Below are 19,588 nucleotides of genomic sequence, written 5' to 3' on the forward strand. Positions count from 1 at the left end.
CGTGAAAATTTATGGTGCGGTTAATCAACGCGATCGTAACTAGATATCCAGGTATCGAATCACAAAACTTTACGCTAATTTTCGCCTGGACCGGTTTATTTTTCAAGGCGCTAACCCTCTTGATCCTAATCATGGCAGGTTCCGCAGGCGCCGAATCGGAAAAGCTTGCCGAGGTGGAGTTCAACCCCGCATTTTTGCGCGGCGGTAGCGCCCAGCAAGTGGACATTTCCCGGTTTCAGCGTGGCAATCCCGTGCTGCCGGGCGATTATATCGTTGATCTGCACGTGAATGACAAATGGGTGGGCCGGGCCTCGGTGCGTTTTGTTGCCCAGCCAGATAGCGACATCGCCTTGCCTTGTATCGAACGGACAGTGCTTGAGAAAATCGACTTGGATTTTGAAAAGCTATCAGATTCGGCTCGCTCCGAATTGCTCAAAGTGCAGGCTGACGGCTGCGCCGACCTAGCCGCATTGGTCAAGGATGCCCATGCGTCGTTTGATCAATCTTCGTTACGTCTTGACCTGAGCGTGCCCCAGGCGGCGCTGCTGCGCACCCCGCGCGGCTATATCAGCCCGGAATTATGGGATAGCGGCGTGACTTCCGCGACGCTGGCCTACAACCTAAATGCCTTCCGCAACGCAAGCTCATTTTCGACGACATCCAATGGCTATCTCGGCCTGACCGGTGGCTTAAATTTCGAGAATTGGCACTTGCGACAGCGCTCGTCCATAAATCTGCAATCGGATGGGTCTTCGACTTACCAAAACATCGCCACCTATGTGTTGCGCGACCTGCCTTCGCTGACCAGCCGCCTAAGCCTGGGCGATAGTTTCACGGATGGTGCGATGTTCGACAGTATTGGTTTTCGTGGCGTTTCACTGGGAACCGATGACCGCATGCGGCCTGATTCGCAACGCAATTACGCTCCGGTAGTGCGAGGTATCGCCAAGACTCGTGCGCGTGTACAGATCAGCCAGAATGGCAATATCATATTGGATACCACCGTGGCGCCAGGACCTTTTGAAATCAATGACGTTTATGCCACCGGCTATGGCGGCGATTTGCTGGTCACCGTGTATGAAGCGGACGGCAGCCAGCAGAATTTTACCGTTCCTTATGCTTACGTTACCCAATTGCTGCGTCCGGGAATCTGGCGTTACAACGCCATGATTGGCGAAGTCCGCGAGACACAGATTCACAACGGCGAGAAATTCGGCCAGGCAACGTTGCAATATGGTTTTAATAATCTGCTGACGGGTTATATGGGCGGCATTATCGCCTCCAACTATAAAGCGGGGCTAGTGGGGACGGGGTTTAACACGCCACTGGGAGCGATAGCGGTCGACCTGACCCACGCTGAAGCGGATATTCCAGGTGCACCGGCGACTAGCGGCCAAAGTCTGCGCGTCAGTTACAGCAAGCTGGTCTCTTATACTCGCACTTACTTAACATTAGCCGCCTACCGCTATTCGTCAGAGGGTTATTGGTCGTTTCACGAGGCGCTGGCCGGCCGTGATTTGGTGGCCGCCGGTGCCGATCCGCTGACGATCAACCACCAGCGCAGTAAATTACAACTCAACATCAACCAGAATTTTGGGAATTGGGGCACTCTTTTCCTGACCGGATCCATCGTGGATTATTGGAGCCAATCCGGTACAGCCACGCAGTTCCAAGCGGGCTACAATAATTTTTTCACTTTTGCAGGTATCACTCCGAATTACAATATTTCGGTGACCCGTCAGTTGGATGGAGCTACCGGCGGCGTTGACAATCAGGTGCTGGTCGGTGTCTCCCTACCGTTGGGCAGTAGCCCACAGGCGCCCAGGCTGATGACAAATTTTACTCAAGACGACGTGGGTGGGGTAACTCGCCGTACCGCGCAGGAGATCATCAGCGGTACGGGGGGCGAGAACAACGAACTGAGTTATACCGCATCGTCTAGCCAGACCGATGATGGGAAAGCTGTTTTCGGCCTGGCTGGGGGATACCGTAGCCCTTACACGACGCTTTCGGCGAGCTTCAGCGAAGGGTCCGAATATTCGCAACAATCTTTGGGAGCTACCGGCGGTGTGGTCCTTCATCCGGGAGGGGTAACGCTGGCGAACCAAATGGGCGACACAATTGGCATCGTCGAAGCGCCCGGCGCCGAGGGCGCCCGGGTCACCAACAGTATCGGTACACGCATTGATGGGCGTGGTTACGCGGTCTTGCCTTTCCTGTCGCCCTACCGTATGAACATCGTCAGCATTGATCCGGATGGCGTTCCACCCGATGTGGAATTTAAAACCACTAGCCAGCAGATTACGCCCCGCTCCGATACGGTGGCGATGATAAGTTTTGCCACCGTCAGTGGACGGGCTGTAATGGTCACGACTTACCTGGCCGACCGCTCGCCGGTGCCTTTCGGCGCCAGCGTACTCGATGCCGAAGGCCACGAGGTTGGCCTGGCGGGACAGGATGGCCGTATTTTTCTGCGCGGCATTGCCGACGCAGGTATCTTAACCGCAAAGTGGGGAGATGCCAGCGATCAACAGTGTGACTTTGAATATCAACTGCCACCGAAGAGCATGGATGAAGGCCCATTCCTAAAAATTGAGGCGGTATGCAATATCAGGGATGCCTTATCCAGGCAAAACAATGACCGGCCAAACCAGCGACTCTGAAGTCGGCAACAGAAGGTATAGTGCGATGAAAATTTTAATGTGCGGCTATAAACTGGCCGGAGGGTTATTACAAGCATTGTTGGGCTTGTGTGTCATGACCACTTTGTGCAAGGCTGATCCGGTGGTCAGTTATTCGCCAGCCACGCTCAATTTTTCTCCGGCGGGACCTTACTCGCCGCCTAGAGACGAGGCGGCCGGGAGCACGCTTGCCACGGCAACGACCGGTATTTCCATAAGCAACTTGCCTAATTTATTGGGCTTATATGGCTGTACCATTAGGCAGACCGTTACCGTGGTCGGCACCGAGGTTTCATCAGGCGTATACCCTACAGGGATTAACGGCCTGGGGATCAGTTTTTATTTAAACTCCACATTAATAACGAATGCGAACAATGGACTGTTTATCGACACTTTTTTTAATACTGGTTCAGGGCCGTTGCCTGGCATCAATGCCCATCTGGTCGTGACCGGGCAGATTGCTCCTGGTTCTGTTGCGTCCAGCACCTCTTTTGTGCGAATAAATTATAAAACGGGGCTCCTCAATCCGCTGTTAAGCTGTCTTGGCCTGAATCTCGCTTGGAACCATACGGATGATCTGACTACCAGCAACATTACCGTCTCGCCGGTTACGTGCAGCGTGACGACTCCATCGGTCAACGTGACCTTGCCGACGGTTTCCACCACTTCGCTAAGTTCGGTGGGACAAACCAATGGCGATACACGATTTAATATTGGCCTGAGTTGCCAGAGCGGCGCCAATGTCTATGTGACGCTGACCGATGCTACGACACCCGGCAATACCACATCGCTGTTGACATTGAATCCCTCTTCAACTGCGCAAGGAGTCAAGTTGCGGATTCTTAAAAATGACGGCAATCCCGTGTCTTTTGGGCCGGATTCGGCGGCGGCTGGCAACACCAACCAATGGCTGGTCGGCTCCTCGGCAAGCACCAGCAATATTCCGCTGATAGTCCAATACTATCGAAACGGAGACTTAACAGCGGGAACTGTCAATGCAGCAGCGACTTTTACGATGAGCTATCAATAAATTTGGGGTTTAGGGAGATTGCAGGTATAAGGAAACGGAAATTCTTCTCCTATATCGCAGAAAAACGAAAGGGTTCCCTTATATCTCAACTTTAAGTGAGGATATCTTTAGTTTTTACTGATTTTTTACCTTTTCGAGGGATGGACAAAAATAGCCCGGGTGCCAATTCATTCGTATCGCCTATACCTCGGGTTGCCTTTGTCGAATTTATTTGATCCTACAAACTGCGTAACATCAGTAAATAAGATCTGATGAACGTTAGGATTTAGTTATTTAAAAAATCAGTATTCCCACGCGCCGGCAACAGTGATCAATGAACCGGTCATTGATTCGGGGCTATTCCAAATGAGCCATGCTGTGGTTTTGCCGATCTCATCAGGGTGAACAGGGCGGCCATAAGGGATTTGGTCTGCCATGTGTTGCCGCTCTTCTGCACTGATATTGCCTTCTTCGACAAGTCCAGGGCAGATTGCATTGACACGGACTTTATGTGGAGCAAGCGCCGCAGCGAGACTTTTAGTTAAAACGGCAACTCCGGTTTTAGCAGCGCAATAACCGGCCGACATAGACCAGGCTTTAATATTTTCCACGCCTGAAAAGGCAAAGTTGATGATCTGGCCGTGATTGCGGCGCAATTCATTCATTGCATAATAACTGGTATTAAAACAGGTATGCAGATTCAGGTTGATATCAGCGAACCATTCCTCCGGTGTGACCTCCAAGATGTTTTTGTACACGAAAGGCCCGACGATGTTAATCAAAACGTCAATCGAACCAAAAGCCTCCAAACTTTGAGCAATCAGCGATTCGGCTTGTTTAGGCTCTGTCAGGTCGCATTGAAAAAGGCGGCTTGGAACATTTTTTTCATTTAGCCAAGCTTGAAGCTCATTGGCTTTGGCTTGATTCGAACAATATTGAAGAGCCAATTGCAATGGGCGGTCAGACAAAGCTTTGGCAACGGCTATACCAATATCCGAATTACTGCCAGTTATTAAGATCGTCTTCATAAAATACTTATCATGATGAATAGGGTAGAGATGTATTGTAACGTTATTGCCCGTTTAACTAAAAATACAGTCCCAAAGGAAGGAACGAGGCGATTCCATTAAGACTCTGATCAATCAAGTAGCACTCTAAAGAGAACCAATGTCAAATCAATTTGCTGCCGATCTGGTCGTATTGCTGCACTTTTCTTTCATTTTATTTGTCGTTTTCGGCGGCCTGTTAATTTTCAAATGGCGGTGGCTTGTATGGCTTCATTTGCCGGCCGCTGCATGGGGCGCATTTATCGAACTCAGCGGTGGCATCTGTCCGCTGACGCCGCTCGAAAACAAACTTCGGGCTGCCAACGGTGGCGGTTATTCCGGCGACTTTATCGAGCAGTACATCATGCCGATAATTTATCCCGGCGAATTAACCCATCAAATGCAAATCGTATTCGGAATAATAGTTTTGATTTTCAACGGCATCATTTACGGCTTGTGGCTTATCCACAAGAGGGGATGAAGACAGCATCCACTTTTGTTCCGGTTGCATAGCTGGAATCAGTTTGTCAGTTAGCCCTAAACGAAGTAAGTCTGAGTAAGTTTCTGGAAAATGCCCTGCTGATCCCAAACACGGCAAGTTACATATGAAAATAACAAATCTATTATATCATAGACATATTGATTATAATTCAAGGTGGAGCCAGAAGAGCCCATCCGCTCAAGCTTATCCAACAGCTAGAAAATTACAAAGTTTAGAATTCAGAAAACGTTTTAAAGTGAGATGAAAAAATCCAGTGGGGGAGGGTTAGTCTCGGTTGTTGCCTCGGCTAAAATCTCCGCCACTGGTAGATAGCTTCTATCTTAGATTAACAAATTTATTAATCACCCTTTGGGCCAGCAAACCACCAAATAACCAAACCTACAACTGGCAACAGTAGAATTAAAACCACCCATAAAACTTTCATTCCAGTGGTGGCAGCGCTTTTCATAATGTTAATAATGGCCCAGATATCCAAGACGAGTATAATAAAACCTAGAAAACCTCCAACTTCAATATCCATATTTCCTCCTAAACAGGTTTGTTTTCATTAGAAAAACTATTCTGCCTCATCAGTTTTAGACTTTACGCTTAAAAATAAGCCGGCTCTGTACGCTAGCACACATTGCTCAGCCTACGGCGTTTTTTGAGCAGTTTTTAATCAATCTGATATTACGAAACTGTTATCCGGCCACCAGCAACTCAACCGGAAATGCTCCAAGCATATCCTCAATATCCAGTTCCAAATGACCACCAACCGCTTTGGCTGACAGTCTCCCGGTCGTAAAACATTGCTGTAATGCAAAGGAACGTCAACAGGCAGTTCCAGTTGGGTGTTGACCCAAATATCATCCTCATCCAACAGATGCTTCATGAGCCTGGATGCCAGAATCACAACAAACTGTTCTGGATCACGGTGCGCAGAAGTTTATCGGCACCGGCTGTATCATTAATTTCCGCTACACGGCTGTCAATGAACTGCCGTATCGATGCATTTTCTCTGCACAGGCGGGCCAGTTGCCGTTTGAATACCTCCTTGTCGCGATTGCGGTCTTCTAGCTGCGCCATTGTTGCCTTTGTGCGGCCAGGCAATTTCCTGAAACTGCTGTCGAGCGTCTGATACTCGAGCAGCAGCAAAGGATCGGCTGGAGCGAAGATTTTCAATAGTTGTGCATGCCGGGCATTCAGGATGTAAGGATAAGTTCGAAGATCAATAGGGAAGCAGTGATGATAGCAACAAACGCTGAACTCTCCGGCATCAGCAGCTTGTTCTGCAAGGCCTTCTTTACCGGGTGCCAGTCTATATCGAAAAACGCCGCATAATCGGAAGCCGTACCGTTTTCCAGCACATCCAGCCATCAATCGTTGTCGCTGCCCATAATGCCCATGTGGTTAGGCTCGATAGCAGCGATCAGGCCCATCCGATGCCGGTGCAATTCATCCACAAAGCGCTCATAATCCGCTTCCGAACCGATTTCGAGACTTAGTGCGTTATGATCGACAATATCGTAGCCGTGAGTGTTGCCCGGCCTAGCCTTCAGATAGAGCGATACGTAGCAGTGGCTGATGCCTAGCCGGTGCAAATAGGGAATCAGTGCTGTGGCCTGGTGGAATGTGAACTGACTGTTGAATTGCAGGCGATAGGTCGCATCGGGAATCGCCTTGATGCGCCCCATAACCGTTCAGCTTTCAGTCAGCAGCCAGACTACAGACCAGGGCGACAAGCTGGCTGGCGGCTGGAAGTCGGCAATCGCGGCATCGGTTTTGAAAATGACTTCGCCATTGCCGGGGCTGTCGATCGCCACCGACTCGTCACCAAGATTGGCGATCAGTTCCAGTTGCGAATCGTCGGCTATCCGCCAGCTCACCATCAAGGCGCGCTCGCTCAACAGCCGATATCCGGCTTGTCCTCCAGCCATGCAGGGCAGGCGAGGTTGAATATACTGTCGGCGCAGGTTCAGAAGCTGCCGATGGTAATTCAGCCATTGCTGATGCGTCGGTTGCTCCAACTCATGCCAGGCCAGTTTTGCAGACTGGAATGTGCCAATCTGGTTCGGTAACGGCATGTCTTGCGAATTGTTAAAGTCCGACAAGTGTGCAAATTCACGAAGCCGACCTTGTGCAATTCTTTCACCCAGTTCTTCCGGAAAATCCACGAAATAAGGGAAGGGCGTAGAAGCGGCCCATTCCTGTCCCATGAATAAGAGCGGTATGGATGGGGCCAGCAGGATAATCGCCGTGGCCGCCTGCAATGCTTTCGGGGAACATAGCGCAGAAAGGCGCTCTGCGAAAGCACAGTTGCCGATCTGGTCATGATTCTGCAGGAAATTGACGAAAGCCAACGGCGACAAATCTGCGCTCGGTTCGCCACGCGGTTTGCCGTCCCGGTAAGCCGAGATTTCTCCTTGGTAGGCGAAGCCTTCAGTCAGACAACGGGCCAGATGTTCGATCGGATTCTTTGCATAATCCTGGTAATAACCGCCCGTTTCACCGGTCAGCAACACATGCAGCACATGATGAATATCGTCGTTCCACTGAGCATTGTAATGGCCGTCATGCGGCTCTTCCGGATTCGGCCTCAAATAATGCGCAGCGTTGTTGTCGTTTTCCAGAACCAGATGGACATGGCGTTCATAACCATACGCGTGCCGCACCTCCCTGGCCAGATACTCAAAAAAGGGCGGACGGGTAGCGTCGGAATCGTCGAAAACGGCATGGACAGAATCAAACCTGAGCCCGTCAACATGATATTCTTCCAGCCAATATAGGGCGTTATGAAGAAAGTAAGCGCGCACCCAGGTACTGCCGGGGCCGTCAAAATTGATTGCGCTGCCCCAGGGCGTTTGATGGCGATCGGTAAAAAATGTCGGTGCATACTGGTTTAGGTAATTGCCTTCCGGGCCGAAATGGCTGTAAACCATGTCCAGAAAAACCATCAGGCCCTTGGCATGCGCCGTCTGAATAAAATCCTTCAGCTCATCGGGCGTGCCGTAAGCCGTGGCCGGGGCGAATGGCAATACACTGTCATAACCCCAGTTGCGATTGCCGGGGAAAGCAGCGATGGGCATCAGCTGCAATGCGGTGACACCCAGATCGGCCAGATAATCGAGCCGCTGCTTGGCAGCCGCAAATGAGCCTTCGGCCGTGAATGTGCCGATATGCAGTTCATATAAAATGACTTCTTCCCAAGGGCGCCCTTTCCAGTCCCGGTCTTGCCAGTCCCAGTCGCGGGGATCGATGATCTGGCTGGCGCCGTGCACGGTTTCCGGCTGATAGCGCGATGCGGGGTCCGGCACATAAAATGACTCATTAATGCGGTACTGGTAATAATAAGCGCTGCTGCCATATTTTGTAATAATGCCGAACCAGCCTTCGTCTTCCGGCGTCATCGTCAGGTATTCTTCAGGCTCCAGGCCAAGCAGGCTCAGCTCTACTTTGTCGGCTCCCGGCGCCCACAAGCGGAAACGCACCCGGCCGTCATCCATTAGTTCGGCGCCGAAAGGCATCAGATGGCGGCGTTTGACGGTCATCAGCCTAACTCGATACGGTCAGCGGAGCCATACTGCAACGCGAACATCAGCGTTAAATGTTCGCGCAGCTGGCGGGTTAGCAGGAAATTTTCGCGCACAAAGTTTTTCACGGTGATCCCCATTTCCCGGGCTTTTTTCGGTTGATTGAATAAATAACGGATACGCAACTTTGCCTTGCAAGGGCTCGGCTAATTGCCGCAAGTGCCGGATGACATCGGCGCCAACAATATCAGCATAGGCATCGAGTATATGAGTCATTCCGTGGCATCCATAGCGTAGTCAAAACAAATTTCAAAAACGTTGACCAATTGCTGCCGCAGTTCCGCCAGTGATCCAAAGTTAGGATCTACGCTCGACAGGAGCTCAATCAGTACTTGATAGGTATCGCCATAATGGTTTAGCCAGGCGCGGAAGTCGTCCATTCTGTCCGGATTGTGTCGTCTGGCGTCGATAAAATGATAAAAAATGCTGCTGACTGACAGCTTATGCATGATTTTGGCCATTTCTCTGGGATTGGCTATGCTCGTATGCGTGTTGAAAACGACAATCTGAGAACGTATGAACTCAAACGGCTGCTCGGCGATAACCCAATGCAGGCACTCGCTTTCTTCAAGGCGTTCTTCGATATACTCCAGAAGCTGCCAGCGAATTTCCGTCATGCTGACGAATTGGCTAGGATCAACGACCGCCAGCTGTTCTGCCAGTTTCGCATCGTGAAGGCTGCGATGAGTCCAGGCGGCGAAATCGTTATTATATTCGCGTTCTTCAAAACGGGCCTGGAGCAGATTGCCCCAAAAATGATAATACAGGCTCTCAGGACTGATTTCGGCAATATGGTCACGGAATTCTTTCAGCGTATGCGCGCGTTTGCCTGTGGCGATAGCGATCAATGTGCAATCTTTAATCGCGAAGCGGGGCTTGTCTGGCCCCGGTGCTGCAGTGGATGGTTCGGTTATAGCCATAGCCCCTCTAAAATAGCCGGCGGTGCGTACAGCAAATGGCAGGAGTTGACGGCCAGCTGCTTAAAATTTTCAGGCCACATAAGTTGCTATGTAAGATAACCTGTTGAAAGCGAAAATAAAATTCGCATTAACCCCTAGGTAAATATACTGACTAAGAACGAGGCAATAAAAGCCGCTATAATTGCCGCATTGTAAAATTGCGGCTTAGCGTAATGGAGGGCGATCTATGACAACCGGAAGAGTATTGATGATTATCGGCGTCATTCTGATTGTCGCCGGGCTTGTTTTCAATTATGCCCCCTGGCTGATCAATTGGTTTGGCAAGTTGCCCGGCGATATCCATATCAAGGATGAAAAGCGGATTATTTTTTTTCCGATTACCTCAATGGTCATCGTCAGCCTGATTTTGACGCTGATTATCAACCTGATTTTCCGCAAATAGAAGAGGCTGATCGACTTGCAAAAAAACGGACAATCCATAGCTGGATCGCCCGATTTTTTATTATTCACTGATGTGTAAGGCCGAATTCATTCGACCCGAAGCAAACGCCCATGTACCGACCCATGCAGTGCGAATACCGACAAAGGGCACAAGTACCCAAAGGGCATAAATGAATTCGCCCCTACACGGCATTGCAGTAAAACTAAAACAGCACAGAGATTGATGCGTGCGTAACATCAGTTACTCGGCGGGTACTGTCCCTGAAGAAGGCTTATTGCTTGGAACGCGGCGCTTGCCGATATTTTTCCTGTCGCGATGACGCTCTTTGGTCTTTTTGACGGCTTCTTTTTTAGGTTCTTTTTTAGTCTTGCTGCCAACAGCTTTGCCTGAGGCTTTAAGCTTTTTAGGGCCTTTATACTTGCCTTCCATTTCCTTGATCGTGCGGCGCTTAAATTTTTGCTTTAAAAACCGCTCGATGCCGGCCATCAAGTTCCATTCCGTGCTTTTTACCAGAGCAATCGCCAATCCCAGTTCATCGGCGCGGCCTGTTCTGCCGATACGATGGATATAATCGATCCCGGTCCTGGGCATGTCGAAATTAATGACCAGGTCGATGCCTTTTACATCGAGACCGCGCGCGGCGACATCGGTGGCAATCAGAATGTTGATATCACCCTGTGTATACAATTCCAGAACCCGATTGCGGTCTTTCTGATCCATATCGCCATGCAACACGCCGACGCGGAGCTTCTGGCCGCGCAGCGGGCCACGCAGAATGTCGGCCTGAATTTTAGTGTTGGTAAATACCAGCGCTTTGTCATAAATTTCATTAAGCAGCAGCCAGGCCAGCAGTTTTTGTTTATGCTCGCTGTCGTCGGCCAAGACAATTTGCTGTTCAATATTGCCGTGTTCATCGTGCAGGCTGTTTAAGGCAATCACTTCAGGTTTTTTCAGTACCTGTTTGGCTATCTTCGTGACGCCTTGATGAGCCAGCGTTGCAGAAAGCAGCAGGGTTTGTCTTTTCGTATTGCAGTGCTCGACAATGGTCAATACGTCATCGCTGAATCCCATGTCCAGCATGCGGTCGGCTTCATCCAGCACCAGAACTTCCAGGCCGTCAAGATCCGGCAGGTCCTGATTCAACAGTTCCAGAAGCCGTCCCGGCGTGGCAATGATAATGTCAGGATTCTTACTGATGGTTTTCTGTTGTTGTTTGAAATCGTCGCCGCCCGTAATCAGGCCGGCTTGCAGATCGCTGAATTCGCACAATTGCCTGCACTGCTGAAAAATCTGACGCGCAAGCTCGCGGGTCGGAGCAAGTACCAATGCCCGCGTTCCGGTGTGAGAGGCGGGAATCGCTAGTAAATGATGCAGAGTCGGCAGCAGGAAGGCCGCTGTTTTGCCGCTGCCGGTTTCGGCGCTGACCAGTAGGTCTTTATGTTCCAGGGCCGGCGGAATAGCCCGTATTTGAGTCGGTGTGGGCTGCTCAAAGCCTAATTGCCTTAACGCCATGAGCAAATGTTCATCAAGGAACAAGTCTGAAAAGGATAGGGGAGTATCTAGTGAATTCGGTTGCATGAATCGTTAACGGTCGCCGTAAGGCAAATATGAGAAGGAGCTGTTTTTTCCATCATTATAAACTTTTTGGACCGAGAATTTATCAATAAATGCAGACTCGTTGCTCATCAGTATTTTTAACTGATAAGCTTGAGCTAGAAATATCCGGATTTTTCGATAACTGGAATCAACAATAGGGGAAGCCATGATACCAATTAGAGATACAGCGCCCTGTAACATAAGGCCTTGGGTAACCTGGGGATTGATGGCCATCTGCATCACTATTTTTATTGCCATGCAGCTGATGCCGTATGAGTTGAGTTATCGGCTTATTTATCGCTATGGCATGGTGCCTATTCGTTATACAGAGCCACAGTGGGCTTTCAGTTTCGGTTTGCCCGACGACTACTATTTGTCCTTCTTGACCAGTCTGTTCTTGCATGGGAACTGGTGGCACCTGGCCATCAACATGGTTTTCATGTGGATCTTTGCCGATAACATAGAAGATAGAATGGGGCATGGGCCTTTTCTGCTCTTTTATTTAGTGTGCGGCCTATGCGCGACATTTCTTCAATGGTATTTTGACCCCCGTCTTGCCATCCCGGTTGTTGGCGCATCGGGCGCTATTGCCGGCGTATTGGCGGCTTATTTTTTTCTCTATCCGATGGCCCGGGTCATCCTTTGGGTGCCTCTGTTCTTTCTGCCGATTGTCGTTCATGTTCCGGCCATTGCTTTTTTAGGTTTGTGGGTCATTATTCAGCTGCATGATGCCATGACTTCGGTCGTGTTTGAGGGCGTGACTGTTGATGTGGCTTGGTGGGCGCATTTAGGCGGCTTTGTGACCGGCACTATTCTATATAGATTATTTATTCGAAACGAGCCAAATGAGCCGGTAGAAGAAAAATAAATTATTTTGATGGCTTTAAGGTATAATTGCCGATCTCAAAAAGTGGGGCTTTTTGATAAAGATCAATCAGAGCCAGGAACGCTTTCTGGCTAAAAAAGGCTTCTTAAGTTCTATCAGGAAATTAAAAATAATATGAAAAATATTAATGTTGCATTGGTAAGGCTGCTTCAATTTGTAGTTTTTGTACTGTTCACATTCATGGTATTGGCCTATTTCGGCGCCATGGTTTTACTGCCATTGGATGCGATTGCTCTGCTAATAAAACTCATGTCAGCCATTGGCCTTAACGGTTTTATTGCAGCTTTTATTGCCGTTCCGGTTGTTGGCTATCTGGTCATGGTGGTTTACAAAATTCCAGGACTGGGCAAAATGGTAGTTGATACTGGCGTTGATCTGGTTACTACCGGCAAATCAAGAGTTGAAGCGTTTAATGAAATCGCCAATTCAGTAAAAAGTTAATTTCCATTCTTGCCCTGCCGGGTGAGTGCAAAAAGGCGTGTCGGATATGTGTTCGGCACGCCTTTTTTATGTCCCACAGCGGACTTTTAAATCCGGAGCAGATCATAAAAGCCAATCAATCGGCAACCATGACAGAAAATAGACGATAGAGCGCTGCAGAAAATTCGTGCCGGGCTCCGTCTCGTGCCGCACCAGCATCCCCTCGCGATTCTCAAGCCAATATAAATCCCCCTTATCGGACAGGCGCACCTCATAGGCGCTTTCAGGAATACCGTTGCTGAATACGGCATCGATCTGTTTTGCCAAGCGCGGGCTATCGATTATAAAGCCCAGTTCGGTATTCAGCTCTGCCGAACGCGGATCGAAATTGAACGAGCCGATGAAAACGCTTGAGTGGTCTACTGAAAACGTTTTCGCGTGCAGGCTTGAACCCGAACTGCCCAATATGCCGACTCTTCTGTTTCTTTCGGCTTCCGGCGATAACAGCCGTGTTTCATAGAGCGTGATGCCGGCCTGTAGCAACGGTTTGCGCCATTTCGCATAACCCACGTGTACAACAGGGACATCCGTGGCCTCCAGGGAATTGGTGAATACCTTAATGTCAACGCCTCGGCTGGCCAGAGCCACAAATGCATCGACGCCTGCGGCGGTCGGCACGAAGTAAGGCGAGACAAGTTCCACTTCAGCTTTTGGCTCGCCGATGATCTTATCAAGTTCGCAGGTCAGGTGGGCGTCCTCCGAGGACTGGCCAAGCCCTTTGCCCGGATCGTCGCTGACCATGCGGGTGACAACCCATTCCAGTTCCAGATTTCCCTGGACTAGTTTGCGTATGACAGCCGTGTTGCGTATCGCATTCATATAGGCCACGGCAGCCGGATCCCTTTCGACCATTTTTGCCGCCGACACCAATTCCTTGAGCATGACAAGGTCGGCGGGCGGCAATACGCGGTCGATAGGGTATGACGATTCGCTGATCCAGTAGCGGTCGAAGTCATTCGATACATCCTTGACGACCGCCCCTGCGGCCATGACATCCAGATCGGCGAACAGCACGTCGTCGGCCGCGCCGAAGTACTCGTCCCCGACATTGCGGCCGCCAATGATCGTAACCTGATTATCGGCGGTAAAAGACTTGTTATGCATACGCCGGTTCAGGCGGGAGAAGTCGGTGATGTAACCGATCAACCGCGGCTTGCGGATCATGAACGGGTTAAACAGGCGGACTTCGATATTCGGATGAGCATCAAGCGCCATAAGCATGGCATCGAGTTCGGAAGAGATATTGTTGTCGTCGAGCAATAATCGCACGTGCACGCCGCGGTCGGCCGAGGCATGCAGGGCTTCAAGCAGCAGGATGCCGGTCATGTCCCAATGCCAGATGTAATACTGGACATCAAGGGTACGGTCGGCGGTCCCGGCCAATAGAGCCCGCACGGCAAACGCATCGTGCGCGTTCGGAAGCGGGTAAATGCCGGATTTGCCGGGATGCGCCTCAGCAGATGAGGAAATCGACCTGCCAAGTCGGGTGGCTTTGGACTCGGTAGCGGACAGCGCCGTGGAAATGTTTCGGCCTTCGAGTGATGGCAACGGGGTGCAGCCTTCGGTCAGATCTGCGGCCAGGCAAAACATCAAAACATACGGGGTGATGCCTCCGTGTGAGTTCATGGCATCGTCCGTCTGCCAGCCGGTTTATACATAGGAAGTACCTTTAGGTCGGCGGCGACGGTCGCCGAGAGTTCGTGATTATCGTATTGTCCTCACAACATTCACACAAAGGGGAGGGCGGCAATCACTCGGCTTCACCAGAGATAAGCGCTCGCCTTTTTTCCCATTATTTCGAACCGGAATACCTGCCTGGCGGGGGCGCCGGCAATGCCGTAGCAAACGTGCAAAGGCAGCAAGTGATCTTCTCTCGGATGGCAATATCTTGCGGCCGGGGCGCTCTCCCAATTGACCAGCCTGTGTTCTCTCTCGGGCTCGCTTAACTGTCGGTTTGAGCAGGTATCGATCAGCCATTGCTCGAAAGCTTCATTCATCGATTGCGTTTCCATTGTAGACGGTCCAAAAAATGCTCTGAGATTATGAAACGAAAATCCGGAACCGATAACAAGCACGTTTTCCTCTTTTTCCTCTAAAAGTCCGGCCAAGGCCTTGCCAATCCGGATGTGTTCATCAGGCCTCAAGCCCTTGACCAGCGATAATTGAACGCAAGGAATGTTCGCATCCGGATACATAATTTTTAACGGCACGAATAAACCATGATCAAAGCCCCTCTGGTCCGTAAGGCTTGCGTCTATGCCATGGCTTTGCAGAAGACCGAATATCTTATTCGCAAGCATGGGCGCACCTGGCGCCGGATATTCGATGGCATAGGATTCTTCCGGAAATCCGTAATAATCATAGATCAAAGGAGGCGACGATCCGCTTGTAATGGTTGGCTTGTTTTCTTCCCAATGGGCGCTGATTACTAGAATGGCCGAGGGATTGCCAAGATCAGGCGTCACTTTTTTAAGCAGTGTTATTATTTCCTTGTGCGCATCATCGCCAAGCAAAGGCAGAGGGCCTCCACCATGGGAAAGGTATAAAACCGAGCCCCCTGGAACACTGTTTGATTTGTCGCTCATGATAGCCGGGATTACTTAATTTCTTCGATCGTGAAGCGCTGGTAACGGTGAGCAAAGTCAAACGGTACACGCCGGATGACGTTCATCGCACGAGCTGCCTCCGTATCGCCGGGCGCATAGATCAGCAAGAACGCGGAGCCTTGCTTGGCGGCTTCCAGATGGGCTTTTACCGCTTCATCACTCCAGCCCAACCGCGCCAGAAAGCCCTTGTTATCAGCAAGATTACGTTGGGCCGCATCAGCCACTTCTTTGCATGTATAAAACTCGCAATCGGCTTGATCATACCCGCCGGCCATGAGATCCCGCTGTACCTGCCGCGCATCTTCCTGGTTCGGAAACGCGACGACGAGATAGCCGAGCGGATAAAATATACCGAAGTCGGTGCCTGGTCTATTCTCTGTTGTCTGATTGCGCATGACTCATCCTCTCTCGATAGCTTTACATTGAAAGTTCGCTTTGGAAAGCATCAGCTAATCTGACAGTAGCATGGTCGCTAAGTTTCCGTTGAATCCGGGCTGACGCCAAGCCATGTCGGTCATTCGAAAAAACGCTTCAGATAAACGCCGGTATGCGAGGCCGGATTTTCCGAAACCTGTTTCGGCGTGCCTTCGGCCACCAGCGTACCGCCGCCGTCGCCGCCTTCAGGACCCATATCGATGATCCAGTCTGCTGTCTTTATGACGTCCAGGTTGTGCTCGATGACGATGACTGTATTGCCGTGGTCGCGTAGCGTATGCAAGACCGACAGCAACTGCTTGATATCGTGGAAGTGCAGGCCTGTGGTCGGCTCGTCGAGAATATATAAAGTTTTGCCGGTATCGCGCTTGGAGAGTTCCTTGGCGAGTTTGACGCGTTGCGCCTCGCCGCCGGACAGGGTCGTCGCATTTTGCCCCAAAGTGATGTAGCTCAGGCCGACTTCGGTCAGCGTGTCCAGTTTGCGAGCAATGGTCGGAACGGCGCTGAAGAAGGCGGCCGCGTCCTCGACGGTCATATCCAGCACTTCATTGACTGTTTTGCCTTTGTAGCGTATTTCCAATGTCTCGCGGTTGTAACGCTTGCCATGGCAGATGTCGCAGTTGACGAAGATGTCGGGCAAAAAATGCATCTCCACTTTGATGACGCCGTCGCCTTTACAGGCTTCGCAACGGCCGCCTTTGACGTTGAAGCTGAACCGGCCCGGCGTGTAGCCGCGCGAGCGCGCTTCGGGCGTAGCCGCAAACAGTTCCCGTATCGGCGTGAACAGGCCGGTATAGGTGGCCGGATTCGAGCGCGGCGTGCGGCCGATTGGGCTCTGGTCGATATCGACGACCTTGTCGAAATAATCCAGGCCTTCAATGGCATCGCAAGGCGCCGGAACAGCGCCTGCGCGGTTTATCAGACGCGCCGCATGACAATACAGCGTATCGTTGACCAATGTGGACTTGCCGGACCCGGACACGCCCGTGACACAGGTCAGTAAACCGATAGGGAAGGCGATATCGACATTTTTCAGGTTATTGCCGCGCGCGTTGCGTATGACGATTTGTTTGTCTTTATCAACGGGCGTCGGCGAATCGGGGGCAGTAATTTCGACTTTGCCCGATAAATACTGGCCAGTCAGAGAATCTTTATTGGCAAGTATGTCTTCCAGCGCGCCTTGGGCGATGACGCGCCCGCCGTGGACGCCGGCGCCGGGGCCAATATCGACGATGTAGTTCGCCGAGCGTATGGCATCTTCGTCGTGCTCGACCACGATCACGGTATTGCCCAGATCGCGCAGGCGGAACAAGGTATTCAGCAGGCGCTGATTGTCGCGCTGGTGCAGTCCTATCGACGGCTCGTCCAGCACGTACATGACGCCAACCAGTCCGGCGCCGATTTGGCTAGCCAAGCGTATGCGCTGCGCTTCGCCGCCGGACAACGTTTCGGCGCTGCGGTCCAGCGTCAAATAGTCGAGTCCCACGTTGACCAGAAATTCCAGGCGCTCTTGAATTTCCTTAACGATTTTTCCCGCAACTTCGCCGCGTTTGCCAGTTAATTTAAGGTACTTGAAAAAATCCAGCGATTTGCGGACAGGGAAGCGTGTCAGATGATGAATCGGTAAATCTTCAACGAAAACATTTCTGGCCGAGATGTTAAGTCGCGCGCCGCCGCAGACATTGCAGATCCTGTTGGACAAATACTTCGACAGCTCTTCCCGGACCATTTGTGAATCGGTTTCATGATAGCGCCGCTCCATGTTGGCAATAATGCCTTCAAAGCTGTGACGTCTTTTTTTAGCGAAGCCGGAGCCGCCCATAAACTTGAATTCGATGGTTTCATTACCGCTGCCATACAGGATCATCGATTGGATATCATTGGGCAGCTGCGAAAACGGAATTTCCGGGTCGAAGTTGTAATGCTTGGCCAGCGAGCAAATGATCTGGTAATAATAGGCATTGCGACGATCCCAACCGCGAATCGCACCGCCGGCAAGACTGATGTCGGGATTGTGAATGATCAGCTCGGGGTCGAAGTACTGCCGCACGCCCAGACCATCACAGCTGCTGCAGGCGCCTTTCGGGTTGTTGAACGAAAAGATGCGCGGCTCCAGTTCATTCAGGCTGTAACCGCAATGCGGGCAGGCGTAGCGCTCGGAGAACAATAGCTCCGTGCCGTTATCCATGCAGGCAGCGATAGCGATACCGTCGGCCATGCGCAGGGCAGTCTCGAAAGACTCGGCCAACCGTAGGCCGATATCGTCGCGAATTTTAAAGCGGTCGACAATGACTTCAATGGTGTGCTGCTTTCTCAGGTCCAATGCCGGCGCTTCATCCAGGTCGTACACGACACCGTCGATACGGGCTCGAATAAAGCCTTGTGCGCGCAGGTCTTCAAGCAACTGGGTATGTTCGCCTTTGCGCTGGCTAATGACCGGGGCCAGCAGCATCCAGCGCTGGTCCTGGGGCTGGGCAAGCACCTGATCGACCATCTGGCTGATCGTTTGCGCTTCCAGCGAGACCTGATGCTCAGGGCAGCGTGGCGTACCGGCTCGCGCGTATAACAGCCTTAAATAATCGTAGATTTCGGTAATCGTGCCGACGGTTGAGCGTGGATTATGCGAGGTTGATTTCTGCTCGATGGAGATTGCCGGCGACAAACCTTCGATATGGTCGACGTCGGGCTTTTCCATCATCGACAGAAACTGACGGGCATAGGCGGAAAGCGATTCAACATAGCGTCTTTGGCCTTCAGCGTAAATCGTATCAAAAGCCAGCGATGACTTGCCGGAACCGGAAAGCCCGGTGATGACAATGAGTGAATTCCGGGGCAGATCAAGATCGATATTTTTAAGATTATGCGTTCTGGCACCACGTATGCTAATGATATCCATCAAATAATTCCGTCAATCAAAACAACTTTATAATATACGTTCAAAATAGGCATGATTCAACGCGGCAAACCAATGGGCATTCAAATGGATGATAAGCTTTGGGTTACTACTTACAAATTTAGGGTTATTACTTACAATTTTACATAATATACAAAATACTATTATTCCCTGCCTTTTCTGCCATCCATAGTAACGCTTCCAGCCATTGAGCGCTAAGGCTTGCACTAATAAAAATGCTTGCCGGCATTCCCGCTCTTTTTGAAATGTTTTCCAATACTCTTTTAAATTTTGGGTTTTGTTCTTTTTGAATAAGACTTGCCAACCAGATTGTTTCTAAATCAACGCCTGCACCATTTGCTATTCTTTCGGCCGTTTCTTGTGCTGCTCCGCCTCCTTTTTTCATTACTGATAATGATGCTGGCTTGATTTGTAGGTATTCGGCTAGTTCTGCATCGGTTTCAAATCCTTTATTTAATTTACATTGTTCTAGGTAATCTCTAAGTGTTTTCATCTGTTTTTT

Annotated in this window: 19 protein-coding genes; 6 read left to right on the forward strand and 13 right to left on the reverse strand. The window is 50.7% G+C overall.

The features are described from left to right. The first annotated feature begins 131 nt into the window (after positions 1–131). Together ACTNE6_RS10275 and ACTNE6_RS10280 are read left to right on the forward strand one after the other, a co-directional pair. A complete protein-coding gene (locus ACTNE6_RS10275) occupies positions 132–2,663 on the forward strand; it encodes a fimbria/pilus outer membrane usher protein (RefSeq protein WP_442499632.1) in 2,532 nt (843 codons plus the stop codon). A gap of 25 nt (positions 2,664–2,688) precedes the next feature. Further along, a complete protein-coding gene (locus ACTNE6_RS10280) occupies positions 2,689–3,711 on the forward strand; it encodes a fimbrial protein (protein ID WP_442499633.1) in 1,023 nt (340 codons plus the stop codon). Positions 3,712–3,992: 281 nt separating this feature from the next. Here the strand turns inward: ACTNE6_RS10280 and ACTNE6_RS10285 are convergent, their stop codons facing one another. Continuing rightward, positions 3,993–4,718, reverse strand: coding sequence for an SDR family NAD(P)-dependent oxidoreductase (locus tag ACTNE6_RS10285; RefSeq protein WP_194968734.1), 726 nt, complete (start codon positions 4,716–4,718; stop codon positions 3,993–3,995). Positions 4,719–4,857: 139 nt separating this feature from the next. Between ACTNE6_RS10285 and ACTNE6_RS10290 the strand changes: the two genes are divergently transcribed. Further along, positions 4,858–5,217, forward strand: a complete 360-nt coding sequence (locus ACTNE6_RS10290; protein ID WP_442499634.1) for a DUF2784 domain-containing protein — start codon at positions 4,858–4,860, stop codon at positions 5,215–5,217. A gap of 358 nt (positions 5,218–5,575) precedes the next feature. Here the strand turns inward: ACTNE6_RS10290 and ACTNE6_RS10295 are convergent, their stop codons facing one another. The 6 genes from ACTNE6_RS10295 to ACTNE6_RS10320 all read right to left on the reverse strand — a co-directional run bounded on the left by ACTNE6_RS10295 (position 5,576) and on the right by ACTNE6_RS10320 (position 9,727). After that, positions 5,576–5,758 (reverse strand): PLDc N-terminal domain-containing protein, encoded by a 183-nt coding sequence (locus ACTNE6_RS10295; RefSeq protein WP_194968736.1) that lies wholly within the window; start codon positions 5,756–5,758, stop codon positions 5,576–5,578. Positions 5,759–6,126: 368 nt separating this feature from the next. Further along, the gene (locus ACTNE6_RS10300; RefSeq protein WP_442499635.1) at positions 6,127–6,399 is read right to left on the reverse strand and encodes a hypothetical protein; all 273 of its coding nucleotides are present in this window, start codon (positions 6,397–6,399) and stop codon (positions 6,127–6,129) included. Between the two features lie 194 nt (positions 6,400–6,593). Further along, entirely contained in the window at positions 6,594–6,911 is a 318-nt protein-coding gene (locus ACTNE6_RS10305) for an alpha-amylase family glycosyl hydrolase (protein ID WP_442499636.1), read from the reverse strand. Positions 6,912–6,917: 6 nt separating this feature from the next. After that, positions 6,918–8,765, reverse strand: coding sequence for a malto-oligosyltrehalose trehalohydrolase (treZ, locus tag ACTNE6_RS10310; RefSeq protein ID WP_442499637.1), 1,848 nt, complete (start codon positions 8,763–8,765; stop codon positions 6,918–6,920). 18 nt (positions 8,766–8,783) lie between these two features. Continuing rightward, positions 8,784–9,023 carry a hypothetical protein gene (locus ACTNE6_RS10315; protein ID WP_442499638.1) on the reverse strand — a complete coding sequence of 80 codons (240 nt, stop codon included), beginning with the start codon at positions 9,021–9,023 and terminating at the stop codon, positions 8,784–8,786. Then, a complete protein-coding gene (locus tag ACTNE6_RS10320) occupies positions 9,020–9,727 on the reverse strand; it encodes a DUF5752 family protein (RefSeq protein WP_442499639.1) in 708 nt (235 codons plus the stop codon). Before ACTNE6_RS10320 ends, ACTNE6_RS10315 begins: the two co-directional genes overlap by 4 nt. Positions 9,728–9,953: 226 nt before the next feature. Between ACTNE6_RS10320 and ACTNE6_RS10325 the strand changes: the two genes are divergently transcribed. Continuing rightward, positions 9,954–10,169, forward strand: a complete 216-nt coding sequence (locus ACTNE6_RS10325; protein WP_194968741.1) for a DUF2905 domain-containing protein — start codon at positions 9,954–9,956, stop codon at positions 10,167–10,169. A gap of 240 nt (positions 10,170–10,409) precedes the next feature. Here ACTNE6_RS10325 and ACTNE6_RS10330 read toward each other — a convergent pair whose 3' ends face one another. Continuing rightward, entirely contained in the window at positions 10,410–11,681 is a 1,272-nt protein-coding gene (locus tag ACTNE6_RS10330) for a DEAD/DEAH box helicase (protein WP_442499640.1), read from the reverse strand. Positions 11,682–11,931: 250 nt separating this feature from the next. On the opposite strand from ACTNE6_RS10330, the gene ACTNE6_RS10335 reads away from it, so the two are divergent. Next, positions 11,932–12,633: a rhomboid family intramembrane serine protease gene (locus ACTNE6_RS10335; RefSeq protein WP_194968743.1), complete on the forward strand. Its 702-nt coding sequence runs from the start codon at positions 11,932–11,934 to the stop codon at positions 12,631–12,633. Between the two features lie 132 nt (positions 12,634–12,765). Beyond that, positions 12,766–13,092, forward strand: coding sequence for a hypothetical protein (locus tag ACTNE6_RS10340; protein WP_194968744.1), 327 nt, complete (start codon positions 12,766–12,768; stop codon positions 13,090–13,092). A 102-nt stretch (positions 13,093–13,194) separates the two neighbouring features. Here ACTNE6_RS10340 and ACTNE6_RS10345 read toward each other — a convergent pair whose 3' ends face one another. The 5 genes from ACTNE6_RS10345 to ACTNE6_RS10365 form a co-directional block, all read right to left on the reverse strand. Then, positions 13,195–14,757 (reverse strand): phospholipase D family protein, encoded by a 1,563-nt coding sequence (locus ACTNE6_RS10345; protein WP_442499641.1) that lies wholly within the window; start codon positions 14,755–14,757, stop codon positions 13,195–13,197. 134 nt (positions 14,758–14,891) lie between these two features. Then, the gene (locus ACTNE6_RS10350; RefSeq protein ID WP_442499642.1) at positions 14,892–15,716 is read right to left on the reverse strand and encodes a DODA-type extradiol aromatic ring-opening family dioxygenase; all 825 of its coding nucleotides are present in this window, start codon (positions 15,714–15,716) and stop codon (positions 14,892–14,894) included. Between the two features lie 11 nt (positions 15,717–15,727). Further along, entirely contained in the window at positions 15,728–16,132 is a 405-nt protein-coding gene (locus ACTNE6_RS10355; protein ID WP_194968746.1) for a hypothetical protein, read from the reverse strand. A gap of 119 nt (positions 16,133–16,251) precedes the next feature. Next, a complete protein-coding gene (uvrA, locus tag ACTNE6_RS10360) occupies positions 16,252–19,068 on the reverse strand; it encodes an excinuclease ABC subunit UvrA (protein WP_442499643.1) in 2,817 nt (938 codons plus the stop codon). A gap of 139 nt (positions 19,069–19,207) precedes the next feature. Continuing rightward, a complete protein-coding gene (locus tag ACTNE6_RS10365) occupies positions 19,208–19,579 on the reverse strand; it encodes a hypothetical protein (RefSeq protein ID WP_442499644.1) in 372 nt (123 codons plus the stop codon). Positions 19,580–19,588 lie beyond the last annotated feature (9 nt).

It is taken from the genome of Methylobacter sp. sgz302048 (assembly GCF_052162025.1).
In the GTDB taxonomy this organism is placed as follows: domain Bacteria; phylum Pseudomonadota; class Gammaproteobacteria; order Methylococcales; family Methylomonadaceae; genus Methylobacter.